We start from the raw sequence: 20499 nt of genomic DNA on the forward strand, positions 1-20499 counted from the left end.
CACACGTTAGATAAACCAATGTTAATGACAGTATCTATTTTTGTTGTACCCACACCGACAAATTCAAATCATATGGCTGTGTCAGGAATTTCTGGCTCTGTTTACCCGCATCTTTTGATGTTCCTTTGAGCAGCAGATTATTCATTTTCGGGAAATAAGCCTGTCTTCTGTGGCCAGCCCCTAATTATAAGGAGGCAACAATCCATGGATGTACGCGAAACAGACTTGCCGGGAATTGGTAAAAAATTTCAGATTGAAACAAGCAGCGGTGATAAAATTGTCATTATTATTCACGATGACGGTCGCCGGGAAATGTACCACTTCGAGTATGATGATCCCGATCAAAGCATCTCGATGATCACACTTGACGATTACGAAGCACGACAAATTGCTGCTATTGTTGGTGGATTAACTTACAAACCAAAGCAGCTTGAAAATATTGAAGTAACGTTTGACGACCTGATTATCGAGTGGTACAAAATCGAAGCATCCTTCGGATGTATCGGCAAATCCATCGGTGAACTGGACGTACGTCAGAACTCTGGGGCGACGGTTATTGCCGTTGTAGAGAAAAATCACAAAAAACATATCAGCCCAGGTCCGGAGGTAGTTATCAGTGCAGAATCCACGGTAGTAGCCGTTGGCGAACGCAATCAGCAGAAACTGTTTAAATCCCTCCTCCTGACTGGAAGGGGGTAAATAGATGGATCATCTGATATTCGAAGTAGGTCTGGCCCTTGTGCTCATTGCGGCAGCCGGCCTTTTATCGGCAAAACTAAGATTTTCGGTCGTTCCGTTCTATATTCTGATCGGGATGGCCGTTGGACCACATGCCATGAAAATCTGGCATCTGGACTTCCGCTTCATTGAAAGTCAGCCTTTTATTGATTTCATGGGTCGGATCGGTATTCTGTTCCTTCTCTTCTACCTTGGACTTGAATTCTCGGTAGGTCGTTTAATTAAATCGGGTCGCTCTATTGCAGTTGGCGGCTCGATCTATATCGGAATTAACTTTACTCTGGGATTAATATTCGGTTTTATGTCCGGTTTCCCAGTTGCAGAAGCACTTATTATCGCAGGTATAACTACCATCTCTTCCAGTGCCATCGTGGCCAAGGTACTCGTTGATTTGAAACGAACAGCCAATCCGGAAACAGAGATGATATTGGGTATTATCATGTTCGAAGATGTATTCCTCGCTGTATATATCTCGATCTTGTCCGGACTTGTGCTTAGTGATTCATCCTCCATCGGAGGCGTCATCATGTCCGCACTTATTGCCCTCGGATTCATGCTTATCGTGATTATCCTTGGACGCAAAGCAACACCGCTACTAAACAAATTGCTTAAAATCCGATCGAATGAGCTATTCTCTCTCGTTGTATTTGGAGCCTTGTTCCTGGTAGCCGGCTTCTCTGAAACTATTCATGTTGCCGAAGCGATCGGTGCATTACTGGTTGGACTGGTGCTTGCTGAAACAGAACACGCGAAACGGATTGAGCACTTGATTCTGCCGTTCCGTGACTTCTTCGGAGCAATCTTCTTCTTCAGCTTCGGACTGTCCATTGATCCGTTGTCTCTGGGGGGCGAAGCCGTATGGTTAGCTCTGATTGCAGTTGTTATTACATTGTTCGGTAACTTCCTGGCAGGCATGATGGCCGGACGCAGTGCAGGACTATCGCCCAAAGCATCGGCCAATATTGGATTAACCATTGTGTCAAGGGGTGAATTTTCCATCATCTTGGCCAACATGGGTAAAGCGGGAGGACTGCTGCCAATGATTCAACCGTTTGCCGCACTGTATGTCCTAATTCTGGCCATTCTAGGTCCATTATTAACTAAAGAGTCCAAACATGTATTCCGTTTATTGGATAAAATATTCAAGTTCAAAGATCATCGGAAAAAGAAAGAAGAACCGAAGGTTCTGCAGAAAGAAGGATAATCCCTATGTCTGTGCAGAACAGACATACGATCGTACTTCGCGGCTCTACGCCGATCTTTCTGTGACTAACCAGGGAGAATGGTTCGACAGCCGCAAAAAGGAGGATGACCTATGAAAGCACCTCTGATATCGGCTAATCCGGTGCCAACCACCGCCAAGACCAGAATATCGTCCACCCGTCGCTGGTTAAACCTGCTGCTTGTGATTGTGGGTGGAATTCTGGCCTCCGTGGGACTTGAATTGTTTTTACACCCCAATAAGATCATTATTGGAGGCATTACAGGCATTTCCTCCCTGTTCGCCCACTGGACCGAAATGAGGATTGGATTATTCCTATTTTTATTCAATGTTCCGTTCATATTTCTGTCCTATAAGATTGTGCAGAAGAAATTTGTACTGGTTACTGTTCTGGGTCTGGTTGTCTTTTCGATCGGTGCCATTGTGCTTCATCCCATGCCGCCACTTGTAGAGCACCCGCTGGCTGCCGCCATGTTTGGCGGATTATGTCTCGGACTTGGAATCGGGCTCGTCGTGCGGTACGGTGGGACACTGGATACGCTGGAAATCGGTGATCCGTCTTCCCGCCCACCTGAACGTGTATTTAGCGGAAAACGGATGCTTATCGAAAAAATAATCATGCTGCTTAACTTGTTGATACTGACAGCCGCTGGTGTTGTCTTTGGCTGGGACCAAGCGATGTATTCCGTAATCGCCTACCTTATTGCTTATGAAATGGTGTACATTGCGTTCAGGGGCTTCTCTTCCAAACGCAAAGTATGCATTTTGACCACACAAAGCTCTCAAGTTGAAAAAGCTATACGCAAACGGCTGCGCCGTGAACCTGGAACGCTGAAAGCCACTTCTGACTCAACACAACTCGCGATGGCGGAAGGATGGATCAGGCAGATCCCAGGTGCACTTTATTATGAGGTACATGTTCTGGAGATGGTCTGGTTGAAGTCCATTGTGCGTCATATTGATCCACATGCGGGCATTGTGACGAATCCGGAAAAATAAAAAAAACGCTCTCTTCCCCTATGGATGGACAGTATTGTCCAACAAGGTCAGAGAGCGTTTTTTTCTGTTATTATAATTACTTGTTATTATAGCTCAACGATGGCTTTGACTACATATGAATCTGGCAATAGCCATTGGTCTATTGCAGTAGGTAACTCATCAAATTCCACGCGGTGTGTGATATAACCATCCATACTTAATTTCTTCTGACGCAAGGTTGACAGGACCTGTTCAAAATCTTCACGGGTTGCGTTTCGGCTGCCAAGGATGCTCATCTCCCGCTTGTGAAATTCGGGATCATGAAAGGTAATATCCGCTTTCACAAGTCCCACGAAAATGAGTTGACCACTATGCGCCACATATTGAATGGCCTCATTCATGGAATTCACATTACCGGTTGCATCGAAGACAGCTGTAGCATAGTCGCCCCCCGTAATTTCAGCCACTTGTTGTACAGTATGTTCATTGGCCTGTACCAGGTCATCCGCTCCAGCCCAAGTCCGGCTAAGCTCCAGCCTGTCCAGGTTACGGTCAACGGCAATAACACGGGCACCTGCCTGTTTCGCGAATGCCATCACGCCAAGCCCAATTGGGCCAGCTCCAATCACAACCACATGCTCACCAGGCTTGATTCCGGCTCTTCTGACGGCATGGGCTCCAATGCTTAATGGCTCTACCATTGCTGTCTCATCCAGTGTCAAGCCTTCTGCTGAGAGCAGATGTGAGACAGGCACGCTGATTCTTTCTCTCATGCCTCCGTCTACATGCACACCCGTGACTTGCATGGACACACAACAATTGGTTTTTCCACTGCGACATGCAATACAATGACCGCAATGCAGATATGGAATAATGCTTACCTGATCCCCTGGCCGTAACCCTGCATCGTTCGGACCGATCTCTTCAATAACACCCGCCAGTTCATGACCCAGTACGCGAGGATAGGTAAAGAATGGCTGATTGCCTTTGTACGCATGCAGATCCGTTCCACAGATCCCAATCCGTCGAATGGCAACCAACGCCTCCCCTTCTGCCCGTTCCGGTTGAGGCAGGTCTTGTAGCTCCAAACGGTCTATTTCTTCACACACAATGGCTCTCATCATTGTTCCCCCTTGGATGATTCTGGTGTCATGTTGTTATGCTCCGCATTATATTCAGGACGTCCACTGGACCACGTCTCGTTATGCAATGGAGCCAAAATGCGCAGCACTTCATCAAGCAAACCTTGATCTATCGGCTCCTCTATCCAGGCTGCGTTATTGACGATATTGCGCTGGTTGGCACTGCTCACCAGTGTTGTTGGAATCCGTTCATTCGCCGTAGAGAATTGCACGGCCAGCTTGGCAATGTCACTCCCTTGTTCTGCACAGAAGCGGGCAGCTTTCAGGCAGAGCTCTTTCACCTGTTCATCTGCCGGATGCCAGGCAGGAGCACCTCGGGTACTTAACAAGCCCATAGAAAGAGGCGAAGCATTGACGAGGCCAATTTCTTCTTTTTCCAATAGCGGCAATAACGATAACAATGAGGTATCGTTCAAAGAATAATGACAATACGAGATGATCGCATCCGCATTGATCTGTGGCAGAACCTTCTCGAACAACGGCAAGGGCAAACCGCAAATCCCGGCATGACGAATAACTCCCTGCTCTTTCAGTCGCAGCAATGTCGGAAAAGCTTCTTCGATAATAATCTCTGCTGGCACAAATTCAATATCATGCAGGAACAAAATATCAATATAATCGGTATGCAACCGCTTAAGGCTCTCTTGTACACTATCCTGAATACGCTTACGTGAAAAATCAAACTGATCTTCCCCATAACGTCCTGCTTTGGTTGATAGAATATAAGAACTGCGCGGCAAGCTACGGATAGCTTCACCTAATACCGTCTCTGCCTTGGTCAGCCCGTAGTAAGGTGAAACGTCTATGTAGTTCATCCCCGCATCTACGGCTGCATGTACAGTGCGAATCCCTTCCTCCCGGTCAATGTCACGAAATACAGAACCGAGGGAGGATGCTCCAAAGCTTAATACAGGTACGTCCAGTTCTGTCTTTCCAAGTATTCTTCTCTTCATTGGTTTGCCCCTTCCTGCATGTCTGACTACACAAGTTCCCTTTCATTGTAACAGTTCAATTTCATTATAAAATATCGGCATTTGCGTAACATGTACTGTTTGATGACCTCAATCTCCAGAAAAAATCAAAAAGCCCGCCGTCTCTCCATACGGAGTAGTCAGCGGGCTTGGCTTCATAAATACTTATCTAGCGATCAGCATTTATGAAAATTGTATTTAAAATATTAATTAGTTCTGCATTACGAAATCTTCAGTCACGGTATTCTCTTCATCGAACATGCGCAAGATGTCGTAACGGGTGTTACGTTGTGCCGGAATATAACCGGCCTCTCGAATCAAACGCAAAATGGATTCAATGTTCACTTTGTAAGTTGCACCAGCAGCAGATACAACGTTCTCTTCAATCATCGTGCTACCAAAGTCATTACAGCCAAATTCAAGCGACTTTTTACCAATCTCAGGACCCATGGTTACCCAAGAGGATTGAATGTTCTTGATATTATCAAGCACCAGTCGGCTGATGGCTACAGTCTTCAAGTACTCTTCCGGCGTCTGACGCTCCAGCTTAAGGTTTGTATTGTCTGGCTGGAAAGTCCACGGAATGAATGCCAGGAAACCTTCGGAATCATACTTGTTCGCAATACATTCGTCCTGCGCTTCACGTACACGGAGCAAGTGCAATGCACGCTCTTCCATCGATTCACCAAGGCCGATAACCATCGTTGCTGTGGTGTTCATACCGATGCGGTGTGCAGTTTGCATAACGTCCATCCAATCCCGCCATGAACCTTTCAAGCGGCTGATCTTCCGGCGTGTGCGGTCATCTAGAATTTCAGCACCGCCGCCAGGCAAGGAATCCAGTCCAGCTTCGTGAATGGCACGAACAACTTCTTCCAATGTAAGACCATCGGATACTTCAACCATTTTCATAATCTCAGCTGGGGAGAAAGAGTGCATCGTGATGTTCGGGAACCGCTCTTTGATGGCTTTCAACAGGTCTGTGTAATAGCTGAAAGGCAAGTTTGGATTCGTTCCACCTTGCATCAAAATCTCGGTACCATTCACATCTTCCGTTTCCTGAATTTTCTGGAAAATAACTTCATCTGGAAGTACATAACCTTCATCTGAACCAGGTCTGCGGTAGAAAGCACAAAAACGGCAGTACACATCACACACGTTCGTGTAGTTGACGTTACGCCCAATTACAAATGTTCTGTATGGTTCAGGGTGCATACGTTTCATAACGACATTAGCAGCTGCCCCGATTTTGTCCACTTCATTGGATTCAAATAATTGAATCGTGTCTTCCAAGTCCAAACGTTCGCCCCGAAGGGCTTTATCTAAGATACGGTCTACCGTACTCATCGTAAAAAAGCCTCCCTCATGAAGAGAAATTATATAACGATCCGTCCCAACTTGTTCAAAAGAAGCAAGTTCTGGTGGCAACATCGCATTTCTGTACTCCACATATCGTAACACAGGTTACATGTGAAAAAAAGCACCTTATGTACAGGTGCTTTAAAAATAAGTAAAAATTTTTACATATGGAATGGAATTGATTCGAACTTAAGTGATACGGATAGACGTATTTAGGCACTCACTTTTGCTAAGATTCCTGAAGTGCTTGTTCCAAATCTACAATCAGATCTTCAATATCTTCCAGACCTACCGAGAAACGCAGCAATCCATCTGTAATTCCACGGTCATGGCGAACCTCAGCAGGCATTGCCGCATGAGACATCATCGCTGGGTAGGACAGAATACTCTCCACAGCTCCCAAGCTTACAGCAACAATGGGTAGCTTCACCCGGTTAAGAACCGCTTTTGCCCGATCTCCTGAACCGACGTCAAATGAAACGACAGCTCCATATCCTGTTGACTGGCGCTCATGTGCCTCGCGGCCCGGATGGTCCTCCAGTCCAGGATAAAAGACAGCGGTAATATCACTGCGCTCATTAAGCCATGCCGCAAGTCTGGCTGTGCTCCGTTCACTATGAGCCATACGAGCCCCCAAGGTTTTCATCCCGCGCATCAAAAGCCAGGATTCTTGTGCCCCGAGTACAGTTCCGAGTCCATTTTGCAGCTGTTTCAGTTGTACGCCAAGTGATTCCGTGCGAGCAACTGCTAAACCTGCCAACACATCACTATGCCCCCCGAGGAACTTGGTAGCACTATGTACGACGATATCCACACCAAGCTCAATTGGACGCTGATAGTACGGTGTCATAAAGGTGTTATCCAGAATTGTGATCAGATCATGTTCCTTCGACCAGTCAGTTACGGCAGCGATATCCGTAATACGCAGGGTTGGGTTGGACGGTGTTTCCATATAAACTGCCTTGGTGTTCGGCTTGAGTGCCGCTTTTACTTCATCTATATTAGTCATGTCTACAAAGGTCGTCTCAATCTGCATACGGCTTAATATGGAAGTAAGCAACCGATACGTACCTCCATATACATCTTCCGTTACAATCATGTGATCTCCTGCGGAGAACATCATGAACACGCTGGAGATCGCAGCCATTCCCGATGAATAGGCGAATCCTCGTGCTCCGCCCTCCAGCAGTGTGATGTAATCTTCCAAAGCCTGACGTGTCGGATTACCCGAACGACTGTAATCATGTTGAGGCGGATTGAAGATATCAAAATGATGGAAGGTAGAGGCTTGATAGATTGGTACACTGGAGGCTCCAGTTGTTTTGTCGATTTCATCACCAAAATGAAGCAATTTGGTATCAAATTTTAATTCAGAATTCTGCTTGTTGTTGGACTCACTCATGAGTGCACGCCTCCTTCGACTTCCTGTTGTGCAGCTGTCAGAGCATTGCCAAGATCTGCAATCAGATCATCTGCATGTTCAATGCCTACGGAGAACCGGAGCAGTCGGTCATCCACACCTACGGCATCACGAATTTCAAGCGGAATATCCGCATGCGTTTGTACCGCTGGGTAGGTCATGAGTGATTCCACTCCACCGAGACTTTCGGCAAAAGCAATCAGTTTGATATGACGTAGCAATGGTTCAACGTAACGTGCATCCTTCACTTTAAAAGAGAAGATACCTGTGTTACCGGTGGATTGTTTATTCTGCACCTCATACCCCGGATGATCGGACAGGCCTGGATGATACACTTCACCCACCGCTGGATGCTCAAGCAAGTATTTCGCAATGGTAAGCGCATTGTATTCATGACGCTCCATGCGAAGAGCCAGCGTTTTCATACCTTTCATCAACTGGTAAGAGTCACTTGGAGACAATACGGCTCCAATGGAATTATGCAGGAACGCCATCTCTGCAGATAATGCCTCACCCTTGGTTATAATTAGTCCGGCCAGCACATCATTGTGTCCGCCCAGATATTTGGTAGCGCTATGAATGATGATATCGGCACCCAGTTCAATCGGACGTTGGAAAAATGGAGTCAACAACGTGTTGTCAACAATGGTCAACAGGTTGTAACTTTTCGCCCAGGAAGCAACGGCTTCCACATCTGTGATCATCATCAGTGGATTGGTTGGTGTCTCAATGAATACAGCTTTGGTATTCGGCTGACGAACCTTCTCCAGTGCTGCAAGGTCATTCGTGTCCACATAACTTGCGGTTACACCGAAACGGGACAAGATGCGTTCAAGCAGACGATAGGTTCCGCCATACAGATCCAGCGATACAATCAGATGATCGCCTTGACCAAACATGGCAAAAATCGTTTGCAGGGCGGCCATACCCGAGCTACAGGCAAACCCTGCATCACCGGACTCCAGCGCTGCAGCCGCTTCTTCCAACACTTTACGGGTTGGATTAGTTGTACGAATATAATCAAACCCCGTGCTTTGTCCAAGCTTCGGGTGACGAAACGCAGTGGATTGATAGATCGGAAAGTTAATGGCGCCTGTTACCGGTTCATTGATGGATCCAATTTGTGCTAAGCGGCTTTCGATTTTCAACTTGTTGTTGTCTTCCATTGCTGCATCCTCCTGTAATCTCGATTAGATTTGCGGGCCAATATCGTAAGGTGTTTCTTGATACACATAGTAATTGAGCCAGTTAGAGAATAATAAGTTGGCATGAGCGCGCCAAGTGGCGGGTGGCACACGTGAAGGATCGTCATTCGGATAATAATGTCTAGGCAATGCGATATCCAACCCTTTAGCTGCATCCCGATCATACTCCCACTTTAATGAGAACGGGTCATACTCGGCATGTCCTGTGGCAAAAATTTGTTTGCCATCTTTGGTAGCAACCAGGAAGATACCCGCTTCCTCGGATTCAGCCAAAATCTCTAAATTCTCATTCTTTTCAATATCTTCGCGTCTCACTTCCGTATGACGGGAATGTGGAACGTTGAATACTTCATCGAATCCACGCAACAACGGAACATGTGGTTTATTGATGGTATGTGGGAAAACGCCGAAACACTTTTCATCAAGTGCAACCTTGGGTACGTTAAAATGATGGTATAAACCTGCCTGGGAAGCCCAACATATGTGGAGGGTTGAAGTCACATTGGTTTTGGTCCATTCGAAGATCTCCTGGATTTCATTCCAATAGTTCACGTCTTCGAAATCCATCTGTTCCACCGGGGCACCCGTAATAATCATGCCATCGAAACGGCGGTGCTCAATTTCATCGAAGGTTTTATAGAACAGATCCAAATACTCCTGCGACGTATTCTTCGACGTATGGGATTTGGGATGTACGAGAACAACATCCACCTGAATAGGCGTGTTTCCCACCAGACGAAGCAATTGTGTTTCGGTCGTTTCCTTTGTGGGCATCAGGTTTAATATAGCGATACGGAGTGGACGAATATCCTGCTGGTATGCAGAAGTTTCATCCATGACGAAGATATTCTCTCCTTCAAGTACTTCTTTTGCTGGTAGAGTATCCGGAATTTTGATTGGCATGGTAAGTCTAACTCCTCCTTGTGCATAGATAGATGCAGCCGCCACTGGCTTGATGTCTTCACATCAATACAGTGATTGACTGCCTTGAGCTTGTAAAAACATTGAATTGCTCTTTCATCCAACGTTACAAACAACCTCAAGTTCCTTAGCGAAAATCACTGCTGAGAAGTCGGGGCATATGACAAAGACCTTCCTCGGATTTCGAGAAAGGTCATATGTAAATAGATATGCGCCTCTCTCATCTCTCAGTTACAACAGTGCCACTTGACACTTGGTCGCTGCAAGAATTAGCACCGTGCGGTATACCGCCGGTTGCCGGGTTTCATCGGGCCAGTCCCTCCACCTACTCTTGATAAGATTTCGCTGTATTAGATTGTAATTTAATATGGTTCACCGTCTACTTTATTACATTAATGCCCTCACGTCAAGTTGCAGTTCTCTGTCTGCGGTCCAAATCGGAACCGTTCATCATCCGTTGTCATACACTGCCTCAGGGCGCGAAATAGACACATTTTTGCGCTTGAAAGCACCTTGTACCAGCGGTATACTAAACAAGGTGTTATAAACCCTTATGTGAGAGGTGACATATTAAATGGATGGCGACCCGAGGCCTGACTGGCAGCCGAATTCCGATAAACTGCATAGAGAATTGACATCAGCATGCCGGCAGCGGGACGTGACTTCCGTTTGATTATATAGTGAACGCAGCCCTGATCTCCAGGCTCCGCTGCCGACCGGCTGATTTGTTCTTTTTGCGCCCATAATGATAATATCCGCCAAGTTGGCGGGTGCAGAAGGAGTAGATTAACGATGAAAATCCGGTTGGTAAACAACGGTGTATTTATTCCGGTGGACGATATTCAGCAGGCGCTGACTCCACCAGCGGAAGGATTCTACTGGATCGATGCAGATGTAGACGATTTGGCGGTACTTCAGCCGCTGTTCTTGATGCATGATCTGGCTGTGGAAGACTGTCTTAGTGACGAAGAACAACGTCCGAAGATTGAAATTTATGAGAACCATTATTTTATTGTGATTAATAGCATCCGTTTCGATGATGAAGAGATATTTCTGCGTGCGGTGAACTTGTTCCTCGGCAGACATTTCATTATTAGTGTTACGAAGCAAAAGGTCAGCGAATTGCGTACACTGAAACCAATCCTGTGGGAACAGGAAATCAGTACACCGGATCGTCTGTTGTATTTGCTCGTTGACTTGATTGTTGATAATTATTTCACCGTAGGTGACCGAATTGAAGCACGGATCGAGAAGCTTGAGGAAGACATTCTGATGCACACCAAAAAGTCACATCTGAATGAAATCATCGGGCTGCGCAGTGAGATTCTGTGGCTGAAAAAAGTCCTTGGACCTCAGAAAGAGGTCATCAACACCCTGAACAAAAAAGATCTGCGTCTCATCGATGATCAACTGCAAAAGTATTTCAGTGACATCTATGAGAATGCCGTAAAAATATCGGAAACCTTTGAGACTTATCGCGACCTGATGGGCAACTTGCGAGAAGCCTACCAATCCAGTATAGCAAACCGGGCGAATGAGATCATGCGTGTATTTACCGCCATTACCACGGTCTTCATGCCGCTGACGGTTATTACCGGTATATACGGCATGAACTTTACGAATATGCCTGAGCTTAACTGGAAATACAGCTATTTTGTTGTGATTGGCCTGATGGTTACACTGGGCCTGAGCATGTTCTTCATTTTCCGCAAAAAAGACTGGGTATGAACTCGTATGAAATAACAAAGACGACGCGCTCCTCTTGGAGAAACGCCTCGTCTTTTTTTTCATTTCCGAAGCTTAACCAACTTGCTTCTCTGTCTCTGCGTGCCGACGAAAGCGGATCCGAATCATGCGCAGTCTTTCATAGACCTGCTCCAGACTTCCTCCGTCGGGCTTCTCTCCTCCATACACCTTATGTAATACTGGCTTCAGAAACGTATCTCCCAGCTCCTCATAAGCACTCCATACAGCCTCTTGTTCGTTCTCTGGCATCACTGCAAGCTCCACATCAAGAAGGCAATCGGTGTCATAACCTTCGTGATCCAGTGCCTCCAACAGCTCAATTAACTCGCGTCGGGATAATCCGGATCGATTAACAATTTCCTCTAACGTATACCCTTCCTTCATGCCTTCAAGCACCTGCTTGCGCGTGGTGAACTTATCAAGTTCCTGTTTGTACTTCTGCTCTCTCTGCTTGTATAACCAGCTCTCATACTCTTCTTCCTTCAGTGCCGTGTATACCCAGTCCAGCGGAAATGTCGTTGAACGCTCCAACCCGTTCGTAATCTCCATCCATTCCGCACCATAGTCAGTCGCTTTGCTCTCCCCTACGCCAGGCAGTTGCATCAGTTCATCCATCGATTGCGGAACAAAGGCACTGATCAAACGCAGCAGACGATTCGTTGCAATAAAATACGGTGCCTTCCGGTCAGATACGGCTCTCTTCCTACGCCATGTGCAGAGATCCGTATATAACTGTTCATTGCCGTATAGCTCACTGTAACAATGGAGCCGCTGTCCACCATAACTCCGTGACTTCAGATCATCATTCTCATGAAATAACCCCTGCAACTGCGGTCGGTACCCCTCACTCATCTGTATGGCAAGCTGATGACGGTAAATATGAAGCAGCTCCTCCCAAGAAGCCCCTTCATACCAGATGCTGTCCTCACGCTCTCCTTCCTCGTAGCGACTCCATCCCAACTGCCAGCTATCTTCCTCTTCCCCAATCCATAGCTGTGCATACTCTGCATTCTGATCTGACATTCTGGACAATCTGTTCATGAAAATGACTTCCATTTTCCGTTCCCTCCCTTTAACATTTCAGCCTATACTGGTTAGTTACGCTACCACAGGCAGCACAAAAAACACCTCTCCTGCAAAATCCATGCAAGAGAGGTGCTTCCTCATTAACCGTGCTATGCTGTTGCCCATATCATACCACAATGGTAAAATTCGTCAATCCCTTAATGATCTACTTATTCAATGCCAGTTTGGCAAGCGCCAGCGAACCACATAGACCCGCATTGTCACCCAGTCCGGGTGAAACAACATACTGGTCAATCTCGGATTGAAGTGCCGGATGCTGAACATATCCAGCCAGCAACTCCTGCAGTTTGCTACGAACCATCGGGAACAGTTGCTCCTGCTTCATTACTCCGCCACCCATTACGATTTTCTGTGGAGAGAGAATGAGAACATAATTCATCAGTGCATGTGCCAGATAATGTGCTTCAATCTCCCATGCTTTATGATCTGCAGGCAGCTCATAAGCCGGTTGCTCCCAACGTTTGTTAATGGCTGGTCCAGCTGCAAGACCTTCAAGACAGTCACCATGATACGGACAGAAACCTTCGTACGTATCCTCCGGATGTCTGCGTACAATGATATGTCCCATCTCTGGATGAGACAATCCATGGACCATTTTACCGCCAACCACAGCACCTGCACCAATACCTGTACCCACAGTGATATACAGACAGCTCTCAAGACCTTGTGCAGCGCCCCAGGTTGCTTCTCCAAGTGCAGCACCATTCACATCCGTATCAAATGTCATCGGTACATCAAAATGCTCCTTGAGCTTGCCAATCAGGTTATACTGTCCCCAATGTGGTTTTGGTGTTGTTGTGATATAACCATACGTTGGGCTTCCTTCAATTGGATCAATTGGACCGAATGAACCTACACCCAAAGCTTCAATGCCTTTCCCTTCAAAAAAAGAAATCACTTGAGCCATTGTTTCTTCAGGTGTTGTTGTTGGAAAACTTACGCGTTCCAGAACTTCTCCTTTTTCTGTGCCAATACCACATACAAATTTGGTTCCACCTGCTTCAATTGCGCCTAAGATCGTCATGTTAGTCACACTCCCAAGTTAGTTTAAAAAGGAAATCATCGTTCGTGCTTTACTTGATGACACTATAATTACCCTGCTACTTGTTCTCGAGCTTGGACAATCGTTTCATTAACGTTTGCCTCCAGCTGTCTGACAGCGCAGGAATGGCCAGCAACGCCTCCATACCCTCGACATTTTCTTTTCCCTGATGCATAATTCGATTGGCTTCAAGAACCGTCATTGATGCAGGATCGGTGCTGATCCGTCGAAATATCGATGAAGGCCTTACCTCACCTTCTTGCAGTACACGAAAGTAAAAGCCGGTATATCCACTCTCCTGAAAATAAACAGGCAGCTCCTTATAATCATACCTCGCACCCAGCTTGAAACAAGGTTGTCTGGGCTGACTGACCTGCACTGTGGCTTCACCCAACTCATACACATCACCAATCCGGACGTCTTCTTCGGCACAGCCTTCAACTGTCAGATTTTCTCCACAAGCTCCCCAATTCAGCTTGCGATCCATCAGTTGTTCGAGCGCCGGATAACGACTGTAATCGTATACACAAACGGCCTTGTCAGGGCCGCCATGATGCACCAGATCCGCCTGCGCGTCCCCTGTCATTCCAGTGAATGACAGGAAAACCGCGTCGGATACAGGATGTTTCACAATGCCGCTCAGCACTTCACGCTTCTGCCCAGGGAGCGGCTGCGGCAGTCCTACATTAATGGCCAGAACAGCTGTATTGCCCTCCCCTGGCTTTCGATCAGATGTGAGTGTCATTTGAGTCATACCTCCCATAATCACTTTCTTTTAACGCACAGAGCCGCCAAATACGAGTGTATTACTCAAAAGTCGACCTGGTGAAGTCAGCATTTTGCCCCCGGCATACATGCCTGAGGATGCACCACCATCCAGATTCATGGCCTGCTTCGCACCAAGCTTCTGCATCACCGCTGCCCACTCCTTGATTGTTGCTCCGGAAACGGTAGCCAGCATAACGGAGCCGTCCGCCATGATCGCGATACCACTTCTGGCTCCTGAAGCATTAAGAATCTTGGCATCCTTGAAACCTTCGCTTGTCGGATTTACAGCTACCTTACCGTCTTTCACCAGACGCGGACCTGCTCCCACAGCGGTCACCACATCTTGCCAAGGAATCTCTTTACCTGCTGCGTTAGTATACCTGTAATTCATTTCTACGGTTGAACCAACGGTGAAACGATCCGAAGAGGACTTTTGGTTGCCTGTGAAGACCAGTACCGAGCCATTCTTTGGAATGGCTACATTTGTATTGGGTACTTTTTTGGTCACGATGCCATTCTCCATGACTACTGCAGTACCACCTTTGAACCCGACTGTGGCACCACGCTCAGGGGTATACAGCATCGTAATGCTTGCACTCGCAGAGGGTGTTCGATTAATAAATGTCGCATACCAACTGCGTGATTTGCCTTTTGTATCAGTTACTTTACCTGTCAAACTCACCTGAAGTGAATCCATAATCGCCGAACCATCTTCCTTAAATCCGATGGATGTTCCGTATCTTCCAATATGTATGACCTTACCATTTGCTATTAACATGCCGTATGGATCTGGTGCTCCGTTATATGCTTCAAAAAATGCTCCGTTAATGGCTGCTTGTGCACCATAGGCTTTCACAATTGATGGCAATGTTGCCGTCTGGCCAACTTGCTTCTTCGCGAGTCCCACGGTAACCGGTGTTCCCTTCGGAATCGAAACGGTCTGTACGGTAAAATTACGTCCTGCTGCTTTTACTTTCTGTACTTTGGTGCTAATTGCTGCTTTGGCATCCACTGTCTGCGGCGCACTTACTGCTCCCGAAAGAATTACGGGTAAGGCCAGGACGAGGGCCATAGCCCCTGTCCACCACTTTTTGCCTGTTCGTACGTTCTGCTTGTTGCTCACCCTATTGCCACTCCCATCCAAGAGCCGAGGCTCTTCATCTCAAGTTGTTCAAACTTGTCCATCACCATATCTGGATCAAGACGCAATTCACAGATATCCAGCGCACAGGCAACCGGAACAGCACAATGAATCTCTGCCAGTTTGCGGGACAGATGAAGCATGTCCAGATCATTCTCAATCTTATTACGCACCGAAGGGGTCAGTTTATCCATGTTGCTCAAAATCCCTTCAATGGAGCCGTATTCCTGTACAAGCTTCAACGCTGTTTTCTCACCAATTCCCCGTACTCCGGGATAATTGTCGCTGGCATCTCCCATCAGACCCTTCATGTCAATGACTTGACGAGGTGTCAGTTGTTTCTCTGCCATGAGCGTTTCAGGATTGTACACCATGTAGTTGCCATGGCCTTTTTTCATAATAATGATACTCGTGCGGTCATTGATCAGTTGCAACATGTCGTGGTCACCCGTCAGTACCATAACATTCATATCTGTCTCTTCGGTATAATACTTAGCAAGCGTCCCGATGCAATCGTCGGCTTCGAATCCTTGTGCACCTATATTCGGAATACCCAGGCTATCCATGACTTCACGAATCAGGGCAAACTGGGGAATCAGGTCATCTGGAGCTTCAGACCGGTTGCCTTTGTAGGCTGCATATTCTTCACCGCGGAACGTCTTACCGCCCATATCCCAACAACATACGACATGACTTGGCCCAAAAGTCTGAACCGCATCCCAGAAATAACGGATAAATCCGTAGACTGCGTTGGTAGGCAATCCTGCCTTTGTACGTCTGATATATCCGCTTGCAGATGTCGCATAAAAAGCACGGAACAACACCGCCATACCGTCCACCAGCAACAAAGTAGGTTCATTACGTTGATTCACTTGAATTTGTTCTCTCCTATCCTGAGCATATAAAATACGAAACTAATTCTATCATTATAGCATAGTTCCGCCAACCATCGTTCAGCCAAAAAAGCCCTGAATTTTGAACAATTCAAGGCTGGTATTCAGCACACTTATGCGTTATTCCATTCCTGCTCGTACGTTTCTTCCTTGAAACCAACTGTGACCTTTTCTCCATCCGTAACGATCGGACGCTTGATCAGCCGACCATTGGAAGCCAACAAACGAATCTGCTCATCAGCGGACATCCCTGGCAGCTTGTCCTTCAGTTGTTGTTCCTTGTATACTTCCCCGCTCGTATTAAAAAACTTCTTCACCTCGAGCCCGCTCTTTTGGATCAGTTCTGTTAGTTCAGATTCTGATGGCGGTGTATCGAAAATGGGGATTAGCTCCAGCTGTTGTCCTTGCGCTTCAAGCCATTTTACAGCTTTGCGGCATGTGCCGCATTTGGCATATTGATATACTTTTAAGTTGCTCATTTATTTGCCTCCTGTGGCTCCGGTGTGGCTCCGGTTTCGACTTCTCGCTTCCCTTGGTTTGCTTCGCAAATCCAAAAGTCGCTCCAAATCGATACCATCGCCATGTAATTTTACTGAATTTGGCGAATGAGATTAAAACACACATTCGCTATATTTTTTGGGTCAGGATCTTACAGCTTTTATATCTTTAATGCTTTTACAGATCAGAAATTTAAAATATAACATGAAACTACTAAACATCAGTACATTAAAACATGAAACCATAATTATTAGCCTACGGCATGTTGTTCGGGTGCATTAAGCACCCCTCACATGGAATAGCCCGCCAGCGTTGAGCCTCAAGCAGAACAGGCCTAGCAGGATGAACCGTACAGAAAGCTACGACACCTACTACACAGAGGGCGTATCTAAGGAAATCTAAGAGCCTCTTCGCAGGCTTCCTACAATTCTTCTCTGGGAGCTACATCATCATTCAAACGCTTCTCCAACGCGGCCATATCTGCTGGAAATGGGGCTTGGAACGTCATGCGTTCTTGTAGAATTGGATGCTCAAACGTCAGTTCACAGGCATGTAATGCCTGACGTTCAATCCAGCTGTCCCGTTCTTCCCGAACAGCCATGGTCTGCTCATCAATCTCGTGCACAGGGAGTGTCTTGTACATCCGATCACCGATCAATGGGCAACCGATGGACGTCATATGTACCCGGATCTGATGGGTTCTGCCACTTTCCAGCTTGAGACTTATGGCACTGGCACTGCCCTCTGCCCAACGTGTTAAAGTCGTGTACAACGTTCTCGCCGCGTAACCATCAGGCGTTACAATTCGGCGGTGCGGCTCCTCAGGGTCGCGGTCAATTGGTCCATCCACTGACCCTTGTTCCGGGACGGGGCTGCCGTGTACAAGCGCAATATATTTCTTATCTACCGTCCCTGCAATCATCTGTTCAGATACGTGCTGGTGCACATAGGGATTCTTGGCTATCGCGAGAACACCTGAAGTTTCCTGATCAAGACGATGAATCGGTCTAAACCGGAATCGCTCGCCTTTGGATTTCCAGTAATGAACGACCCCATTCGCCAAAGTACCTGTGTAATGTCCATGTGTCGGATGAACGATGATGCCTGCATCCTTGTTTACAACAAGTAAGTGCTCGTCTTCATACAGAACGGTAAAGGGGATAGGTTCAGGCAAAATATCATCCGATTCCTCTTGCTCCATCCGAACTTCAACGACATCACCCGCAGCTACCTTGACGCTAATGTATACGCGCTCTCCATTAAGCATAACGCCTTGTTCCGTCAGCTTGATTTTGGATAAAAGCTTACGCGACACCAGCAGCCGCCGCTGAAGCACGGTCTTCAGCAGCCAGCCATCTTCTTGCTCGGTCACCGTGTAGACAATGGGCGAATAATATTGGCTCATTCTTTGCGGCGGAAGACTTTTTTGCTCCGCACATATTCAATATCGGCCACCTGTTGTCTCGCGTTGGCCGTCCGTGCAACCACGAAGAAATAATCAGACAGTCGGTTTAGATACCGTCGTACAGACGGATTAATATCCGTATGTTGTCCCAGTGTTACCGTGCGACGCTCTGCGCGGCGACATACGGTACGGCATACATGTAAAGCCGAGGATAGCTGACTACCACCCGGAATAATGAAACGTTCCACTTTCGGATTCTCTGCGTCATACTGGTCAATCCATTGCTCCAAACGTGTGACCATTTCATCTCTCACTTTATACTTGGTTTCACTTATCCGCACAAAGGCCAGATCCGACCCGCAATCAAATAATTCCTGCTGCACTTCCAGCAGATGTTCACGCAGATCCTCGAATTCGCCCTGAGCCGAGTCAATAAGGCTAATCGCCTGACCGACAAAACAGTTCAATTCATCAATCGTGCCATAAGCCTCTACTCGGTCATCATCCTTAATGACGCGTCCACCAATAACCGAAGTCTGACCTTCGTCACCTGTTCGTGTATATATGCCCAATGTTATCCCTCCAATTGTTAATATCATTAATGAATACGGGAATGCTATTTTTTCAGAAACCCGTCTATCGCTTTACACGTATATAAGAATTGGTGTGCTCTGCCGAGTATACGACAAATCGAAGGAAACCAAAAGTAAAGGAGACGATTATGCAAAACTGGATAACCGATTTCATGGAACAATACGGCTACATAGGCATTGCACTCATTATTGCTCTTGAGAACGTATTTCCCCCAATTCCATCCGAGATTATCTTGCCGTTTGGCGGTTTCATGACCACGTATACCAGCCTAACTCTTCTAGGGGTTATTATCGCCGCTACCATTGGCTCCGTCCTTGGTGCTGTGATCCTGTATGGTATTGGTCTACTCATTGACGTCGAACGCCTTGAGAAAATTGTGGAACGTTGGGGACATGTTCTGCGCATCAAAAAAGAGGATATTCACCGTGTCGATGCATGGTTTGACAAATATGGCATGTGGACCGTGTTATTCTGCCGAATGGTTCCCCTCGTCCGTAGTCTTATCTCCATTCCCGCAGGCATGTCCAATATGAAATTTGGTTTATTCCTTCTCTTTACAACCATTGGTACATTGATCTGGAATGTCATTCTTGTCTGCGTTGGTGCTGCGCTTGGCGCATCATGGGAGAGCATTTTGCACTTTATGGACGTCTATTCCATTGTAGTGTACGTCATTCTCGCCATCATTATCGTCGGATGTATCATCTGGTGGATCAGACGTAGCAAAAAGCAGAAATCAAAAGAATAGATTAATAAATAAAGCCTCCTCGCCACCAATTCGTGGTTAAGGAGGCTTCTTTATGTCACCCGTTTATGTCATCTCGCTATCGTTCATCTTCATTTCGCATGCCCTGACTCTTAAGATCGATAGCCAGACCAGATACCAGCATGTACATCTTTTCGGCATGTATCTGCAGCATCCGGTTAACCGAAGCCATTCTCGCTGTAAATATTCGTTCTTCCTCGGTAGGATGCAACGTGCCATGCATTTCATTGGTAATCACAAGCAACTTTCCCTGATAAGACAATAACGCATCAAGCAAAAGCTGTGTCTCTGAACGCTGATGATTCAGATCCTCTGTTGCCCTGAAACCGGCAGCCATCCAGGAGGTCAGACTGTCTACAATTAAAATTCGCTGATCCGCCAAAAACAGATTGGATTCCCGATTAATCTGGGTGATCACCTCTGTCAGATGCTGACCGTTCCCGGCATGAATGGCACGATAATGAGCGGATGGCAATTCGGGAATTACGGGATCATGATCACCAGTGGATAAATATACACCCTCCCGGCTAATCCCGGCTGCGTACTTGAGGGCAAACCGGGTTTTACCACTACCTATTCCGCCTGTGACCGTAATCAGCAATCC

Annotated in this window: 20 protein-coding genes and 1 riboswitch; of the genes, 5 read left to right on the forward strand and 15 right to left on the reverse strand. The window is 46.7% G+C overall.

Features of this window, described 5'->3' with window-relative positions:
- Positions 1–204: 204 nt before the first annotated feature.
- From AB4111_RS07550 to AB4111_RS07560, 3 genes are all read left to right on the forward strand, one after another.
- Complete coding sequence (locus AB4111_RS07550; protein WP_062833468.1) at positions 205–699, forward strand: cation:proton antiporter regulatory subunit; 495 nt, start codon at positions 205–207, stop codon at positions 697–699.
- 4 nt (positions 700–703) lie between these two features.
- Positions 704–1942: a cation:proton antiporter gene (locus AB4111_RS07555; RefSeq protein ID WP_442031022.1), complete on the forward strand. Its 1239-nt coding sequence runs from the start codon at positions 704–706 to the stop codon at positions 1940–1942.
- A gap of 111 nt (positions 1943–2053) precedes the next feature.
- A complete protein-coding gene (locus tag AB4111_RS07560) occupies positions 2054–2959 on the forward strand; it encodes a YitT family protein (protein ID WP_442031023.1) in 906 nt (301 codons plus the stop codon).
- Positions 2960–3045: 86 nt separating this feature from the next.
- Here the strand turns inward: AB4111_RS07560 and AB4111_RS07565 are convergent, their stop codons facing one another.
- The 6 genes from AB4111_RS07565 to metA all read right to left on the reverse strand — a co-directional run bounded on the left by AB4111_RS07565 (position 3046) and on the right by metA (position 9938).
- Positions 3046–4059 (reverse strand): zinc-binding alcohol dehydrogenase family protein, encoded by a 1014-nt coding sequence (locus AB4111_RS07565; RefSeq protein ID WP_442031597.1) that lies wholly within the window; start codon positions 4057–4059, stop codon positions 3046–3048.
- Positions 4059–5033 (reverse strand): aldo/keto reductase, encoded by a 975-nt coding sequence (locus AB4111_RS07570; RefSeq protein ID WP_442031024.1) that lies wholly within the window; start codon positions 5031–5033, stop codon positions 4059–4061. The genes AB4111_RS07565 and AB4111_RS07570 overlap by 1 nt, the downstream gene beginning before the upstream one ends.
- A gap of 228 nt (positions 5034–5261) precedes the next feature.
- Entirely contained in the window at positions 5262–6398 is a 1137-nt protein-coding gene (gene mqnC, locus AB4111_RS07575) for a cyclic dehypoxanthinyl futalosine synthase (protein WP_442031025.1), read from the reverse strand.
- A 241-nt stretch (positions 6399–6639) separates the two neighbouring features.
- Complete coding sequence (locus tag AB4111_RS07580) at positions 6640–7812, reverse strand: trans-sulfuration enzyme family protein (protein WP_442031026.1); 1173 nt, start codon at positions 7810–7812, stop codon at positions 6640–6642.
- On the reverse strand, positions 7809–8996 hold the full coding sequence (locus AB4111_RS07585; RefSeq protein WP_253432814.1) for a PLP-dependent transferase: 1188 nt from the start codon (positions 8994–8996) through the stop codon (positions 7809–7811). Before AB4111_RS07585 ends, AB4111_RS07580 begins: the two co-directional genes overlap by 4 nt.
- 24 nt (positions 8997–9020) lie before the next feature.
- Positions 9021–9938, reverse strand: coding sequence for a homoserine O-acetyltransferase MetA (metA, locus tag AB4111_RS07590; protein WP_253432811.1), 918 nt, complete (start codon positions 9936–9938; stop codon positions 9021–9023).
- Between the two features lie 235 nt (positions 9939–10173).
- Positions 10174–10297, reverse strand: a riboswitch (SAM riboswitch).
- A gap of 451 nt (positions 10298–10748) precedes the next feature.
- On the opposite strand from metA, the gene corA reads away from it, so the two are divergent.
- A complete protein-coding gene (gene corA / locus AB4111_RS07595) occupies positions 10749–11684 on the forward strand; it encodes a magnesium/cobalt transporter CorA (RefSeq protein WP_062833460.1) in 936 nt (311 codons plus the stop codon).
- Between the two features lie 72 nt (positions 11685–11756).
- Here the strand turns inward: corA and AB4111_RS07600 are convergent, their stop codons facing one another.
- From AB4111_RS07600 to AB4111_RS07635, 8 genes are all read right to left on the reverse strand, one after another.
- Positions 11757–12758, reverse strand: a complete 1002-nt coding sequence (locus tag AB4111_RS07600; RefSeq protein ID WP_442031027.1) for an HRDC domain-containing protein — start codon at positions 12756–12758, stop codon at positions 11757–11759.
- Positions 12759–12933: 175 nt separating this feature from the next.
- Entirely contained in the window at positions 12934–13812 is an 879-nt protein-coding gene (locus tag AB4111_RS07605; RefSeq protein WP_442031028.1) for an ROK family protein, read from the reverse strand.
- A gap of 76 nt (positions 13813–13888) precedes the next feature.
- Positions 13889–14575 (reverse strand): MOSC domain-containing protein, encoded by a 687-nt coding sequence (locus AB4111_RS07610; RefSeq protein WP_442031029.1) that lies wholly within the window; start codon positions 14573–14575, stop codon positions 13889–13891.
- 30 nt (positions 14576–14605) lie between these two features.
- The gene (locus AB4111_RS07615) at positions 14606–15721 is read right to left on the reverse strand and encodes a phosphodiester glycosidase family protein (protein WP_442031030.1); all 1116 of its coding nucleotides are present in this window, start codon (positions 15719–15721) and stop codon (positions 14606–14608) included.
- Positions 15718–16611 (reverse strand): 5'-3' exonuclease, encoded by an 894-nt coding sequence (locus tag AB4111_RS07620; RefSeq protein ID WP_339240852.1) that lies wholly within the window; start codon positions 16609–16611, stop codon positions 15718–15720. Before AB4111_RS07620 ends, AB4111_RS07615 begins: the two co-directional genes overlap by 4 nt.
- A 134-nt stretch (positions 16612–16745) precedes the next feature.
- Positions 16746–17111: an arsenate reductase family protein gene (locus AB4111_RS07625; RefSeq protein ID WP_442031031.1), complete on the reverse strand. Its 366-nt coding sequence runs from the start codon at positions 17109–17111 to the stop codon at positions 16746–16748.
- A gap of 440 nt (positions 17112–17551) precedes the next feature.
- A complete protein-coding gene (locus AB4111_RS07630) occupies positions 17552–18535 on the reverse strand; it encodes an RluA family pseudouridine synthase (protein WP_442031032.1) in 984 nt (327 codons plus the stop codon).
- Entirely contained in the window at positions 18532–19107 is a 576-nt protein-coding gene (locus AB4111_RS07635) for a cob(I)yrinic acid a,c-diamide adenosyltransferase (RefSeq protein ID WP_442031033.1), read from the reverse strand. The genes AB4111_RS07630 and AB4111_RS07635 overlap by 4 nt, the downstream gene beginning before the upstream one ends.
- A 149-nt stretch (positions 19108–19256) precedes the next feature.
- Here AB4111_RS07635 and AB4111_RS07640 point away from each other — a divergent pair, with 149 nt between their 5' ends.
- Entirely contained in the window at positions 19257–19877 is a 621-nt protein-coding gene (locus AB4111_RS07640; RefSeq protein WP_442031034.1) for a DedA family protein, read from the forward strand.
- A 76-nt stretch (positions 19878–19953) separates the two neighbouring features.
- Here the strand turns inward: AB4111_RS07640 and AB4111_RS07645 are convergent, their stop codons facing one another.
- A complete protein-coding gene (locus AB4111_RS07645) occupies positions 19954–20496 on the reverse strand; it encodes a bifunctional adenosylcobinamide kinase/adenosylcobinamide-phosphate guanylyltransferase (RefSeq protein WP_442031035.1) in 543 nt (180 codons plus the stop codon).
- Positions 20497–20499 lie beyond the last annotated feature (3 nt).

Source organism: Paenibacillus sp. 2KB_22, from assembly GCF_052115745.1.
Lineage (GTDB): Bacteria > Bacillota > Bacilli > Paenibacillales > Paenibacillaceae > Paenibacillus.

Coding starts and splice junctions, on each gene's coding strand:
- AB4111_RS07550 (WP_062833468.1), top strand. CDS start 205: ATGGATGTACGCGAAACAGACTTGCCGGGAATTGGTAAAAAATTTCAG.
- AB4111_RS07555 (WP_442031022.1), top strand. CDS start 704: ATGGATCATCTGATATTCGAAGTAGGTCTGGCCCTTGTGCTCATTGCG.
- AB4111_RS07560 (WP_442031023.1), top strand. CDS start 2,054: ATGAAAGCACCTCTGATATCGGCTAATCCGGTGCCAACCACCGCCAAG.
- AB4111_RS07565 (WP_442031597.1), bottom strand. CDS start 4,059: ATGAGAGCCATTGTGTGTGAAGAAATAGACCGTTTGGAGCTACAAGAC.
- AB4111_RS07570 (WP_442031024.1), bottom strand. CDS start 5,033: ATGAAGAGAAGAATACTTGGAAAGACAGAACTGGACGTACCTGTATTA.
- mqnC (WP_442031025.1), bottom strand. CDS start 6,398: ATGAGTACGGTAGACCGTATCTTAGATAAAGCCCTTCGGGGCGAACGT.
- AB4111_RS07580 (WP_442031026.1), bottom strand. CDS start 7,812: ATGAGTGAGTCCAACAACAAGCAGAATTCTGAATTAAAATTTGATACC.
- AB4111_RS07585 (WP_253432814.1), bottom strand. CDS start 8,996: ATGGAAGACAACAACAAGTTGAAAATCGAAAGCCGCTTAGCACAAATT.
- metA (WP_253432811.1), bottom strand. CDS start 9,938: ATGCCAATCAAAATTCCGGATACTCTACCAGCAAAAGAAGTACTTGAA.
- corA (WP_062833460.1), top strand. CDS start 10,749: ATGAAAATCCGGTTGGTAAACAACGGTGTATTTATTCCGGTGGACGAT.
- AB4111_RS07600 (WP_442031027.1), bottom strand. CDS start 12,758: ATGGAAGTCATTTTCATGAACAGATTGTCCAGAATGTCAGATCAGAAT.
- AB4111_RS07605 (WP_442031028.1), bottom strand. CDS start 13,812: ATGACGATCTTAGGCGCAATTGAAGCAGGTGGAACCAAATTTGTATGT.
- AB4111_RS07610 (WP_442031029.1), bottom strand. CDS start 14,575: ATGACACTCACATCTGATCGAAAGCCAGGGGAGGGCAATACAGCTGTT.
- AB4111_RS07625 (WP_442031031.1), bottom strand. CDS start 17,111: ATGAGCAACTTAAAAGTATATCAATATGCCAAATGCGGCACATGCCGC.
- AB4111_RS07630 (WP_442031032.1), bottom strand. CDS start 18,535: ATGAGCCAATATTATTCGCCCATTGTCTACACGGTGACCGAGCAAGAA.
- AB4111_RS07640 (WP_442031034.1), top strand. CDS start 19,257: ATGCAAAACTGGATAACCGATTTCATGGAACAATACGGCTACATAGGC.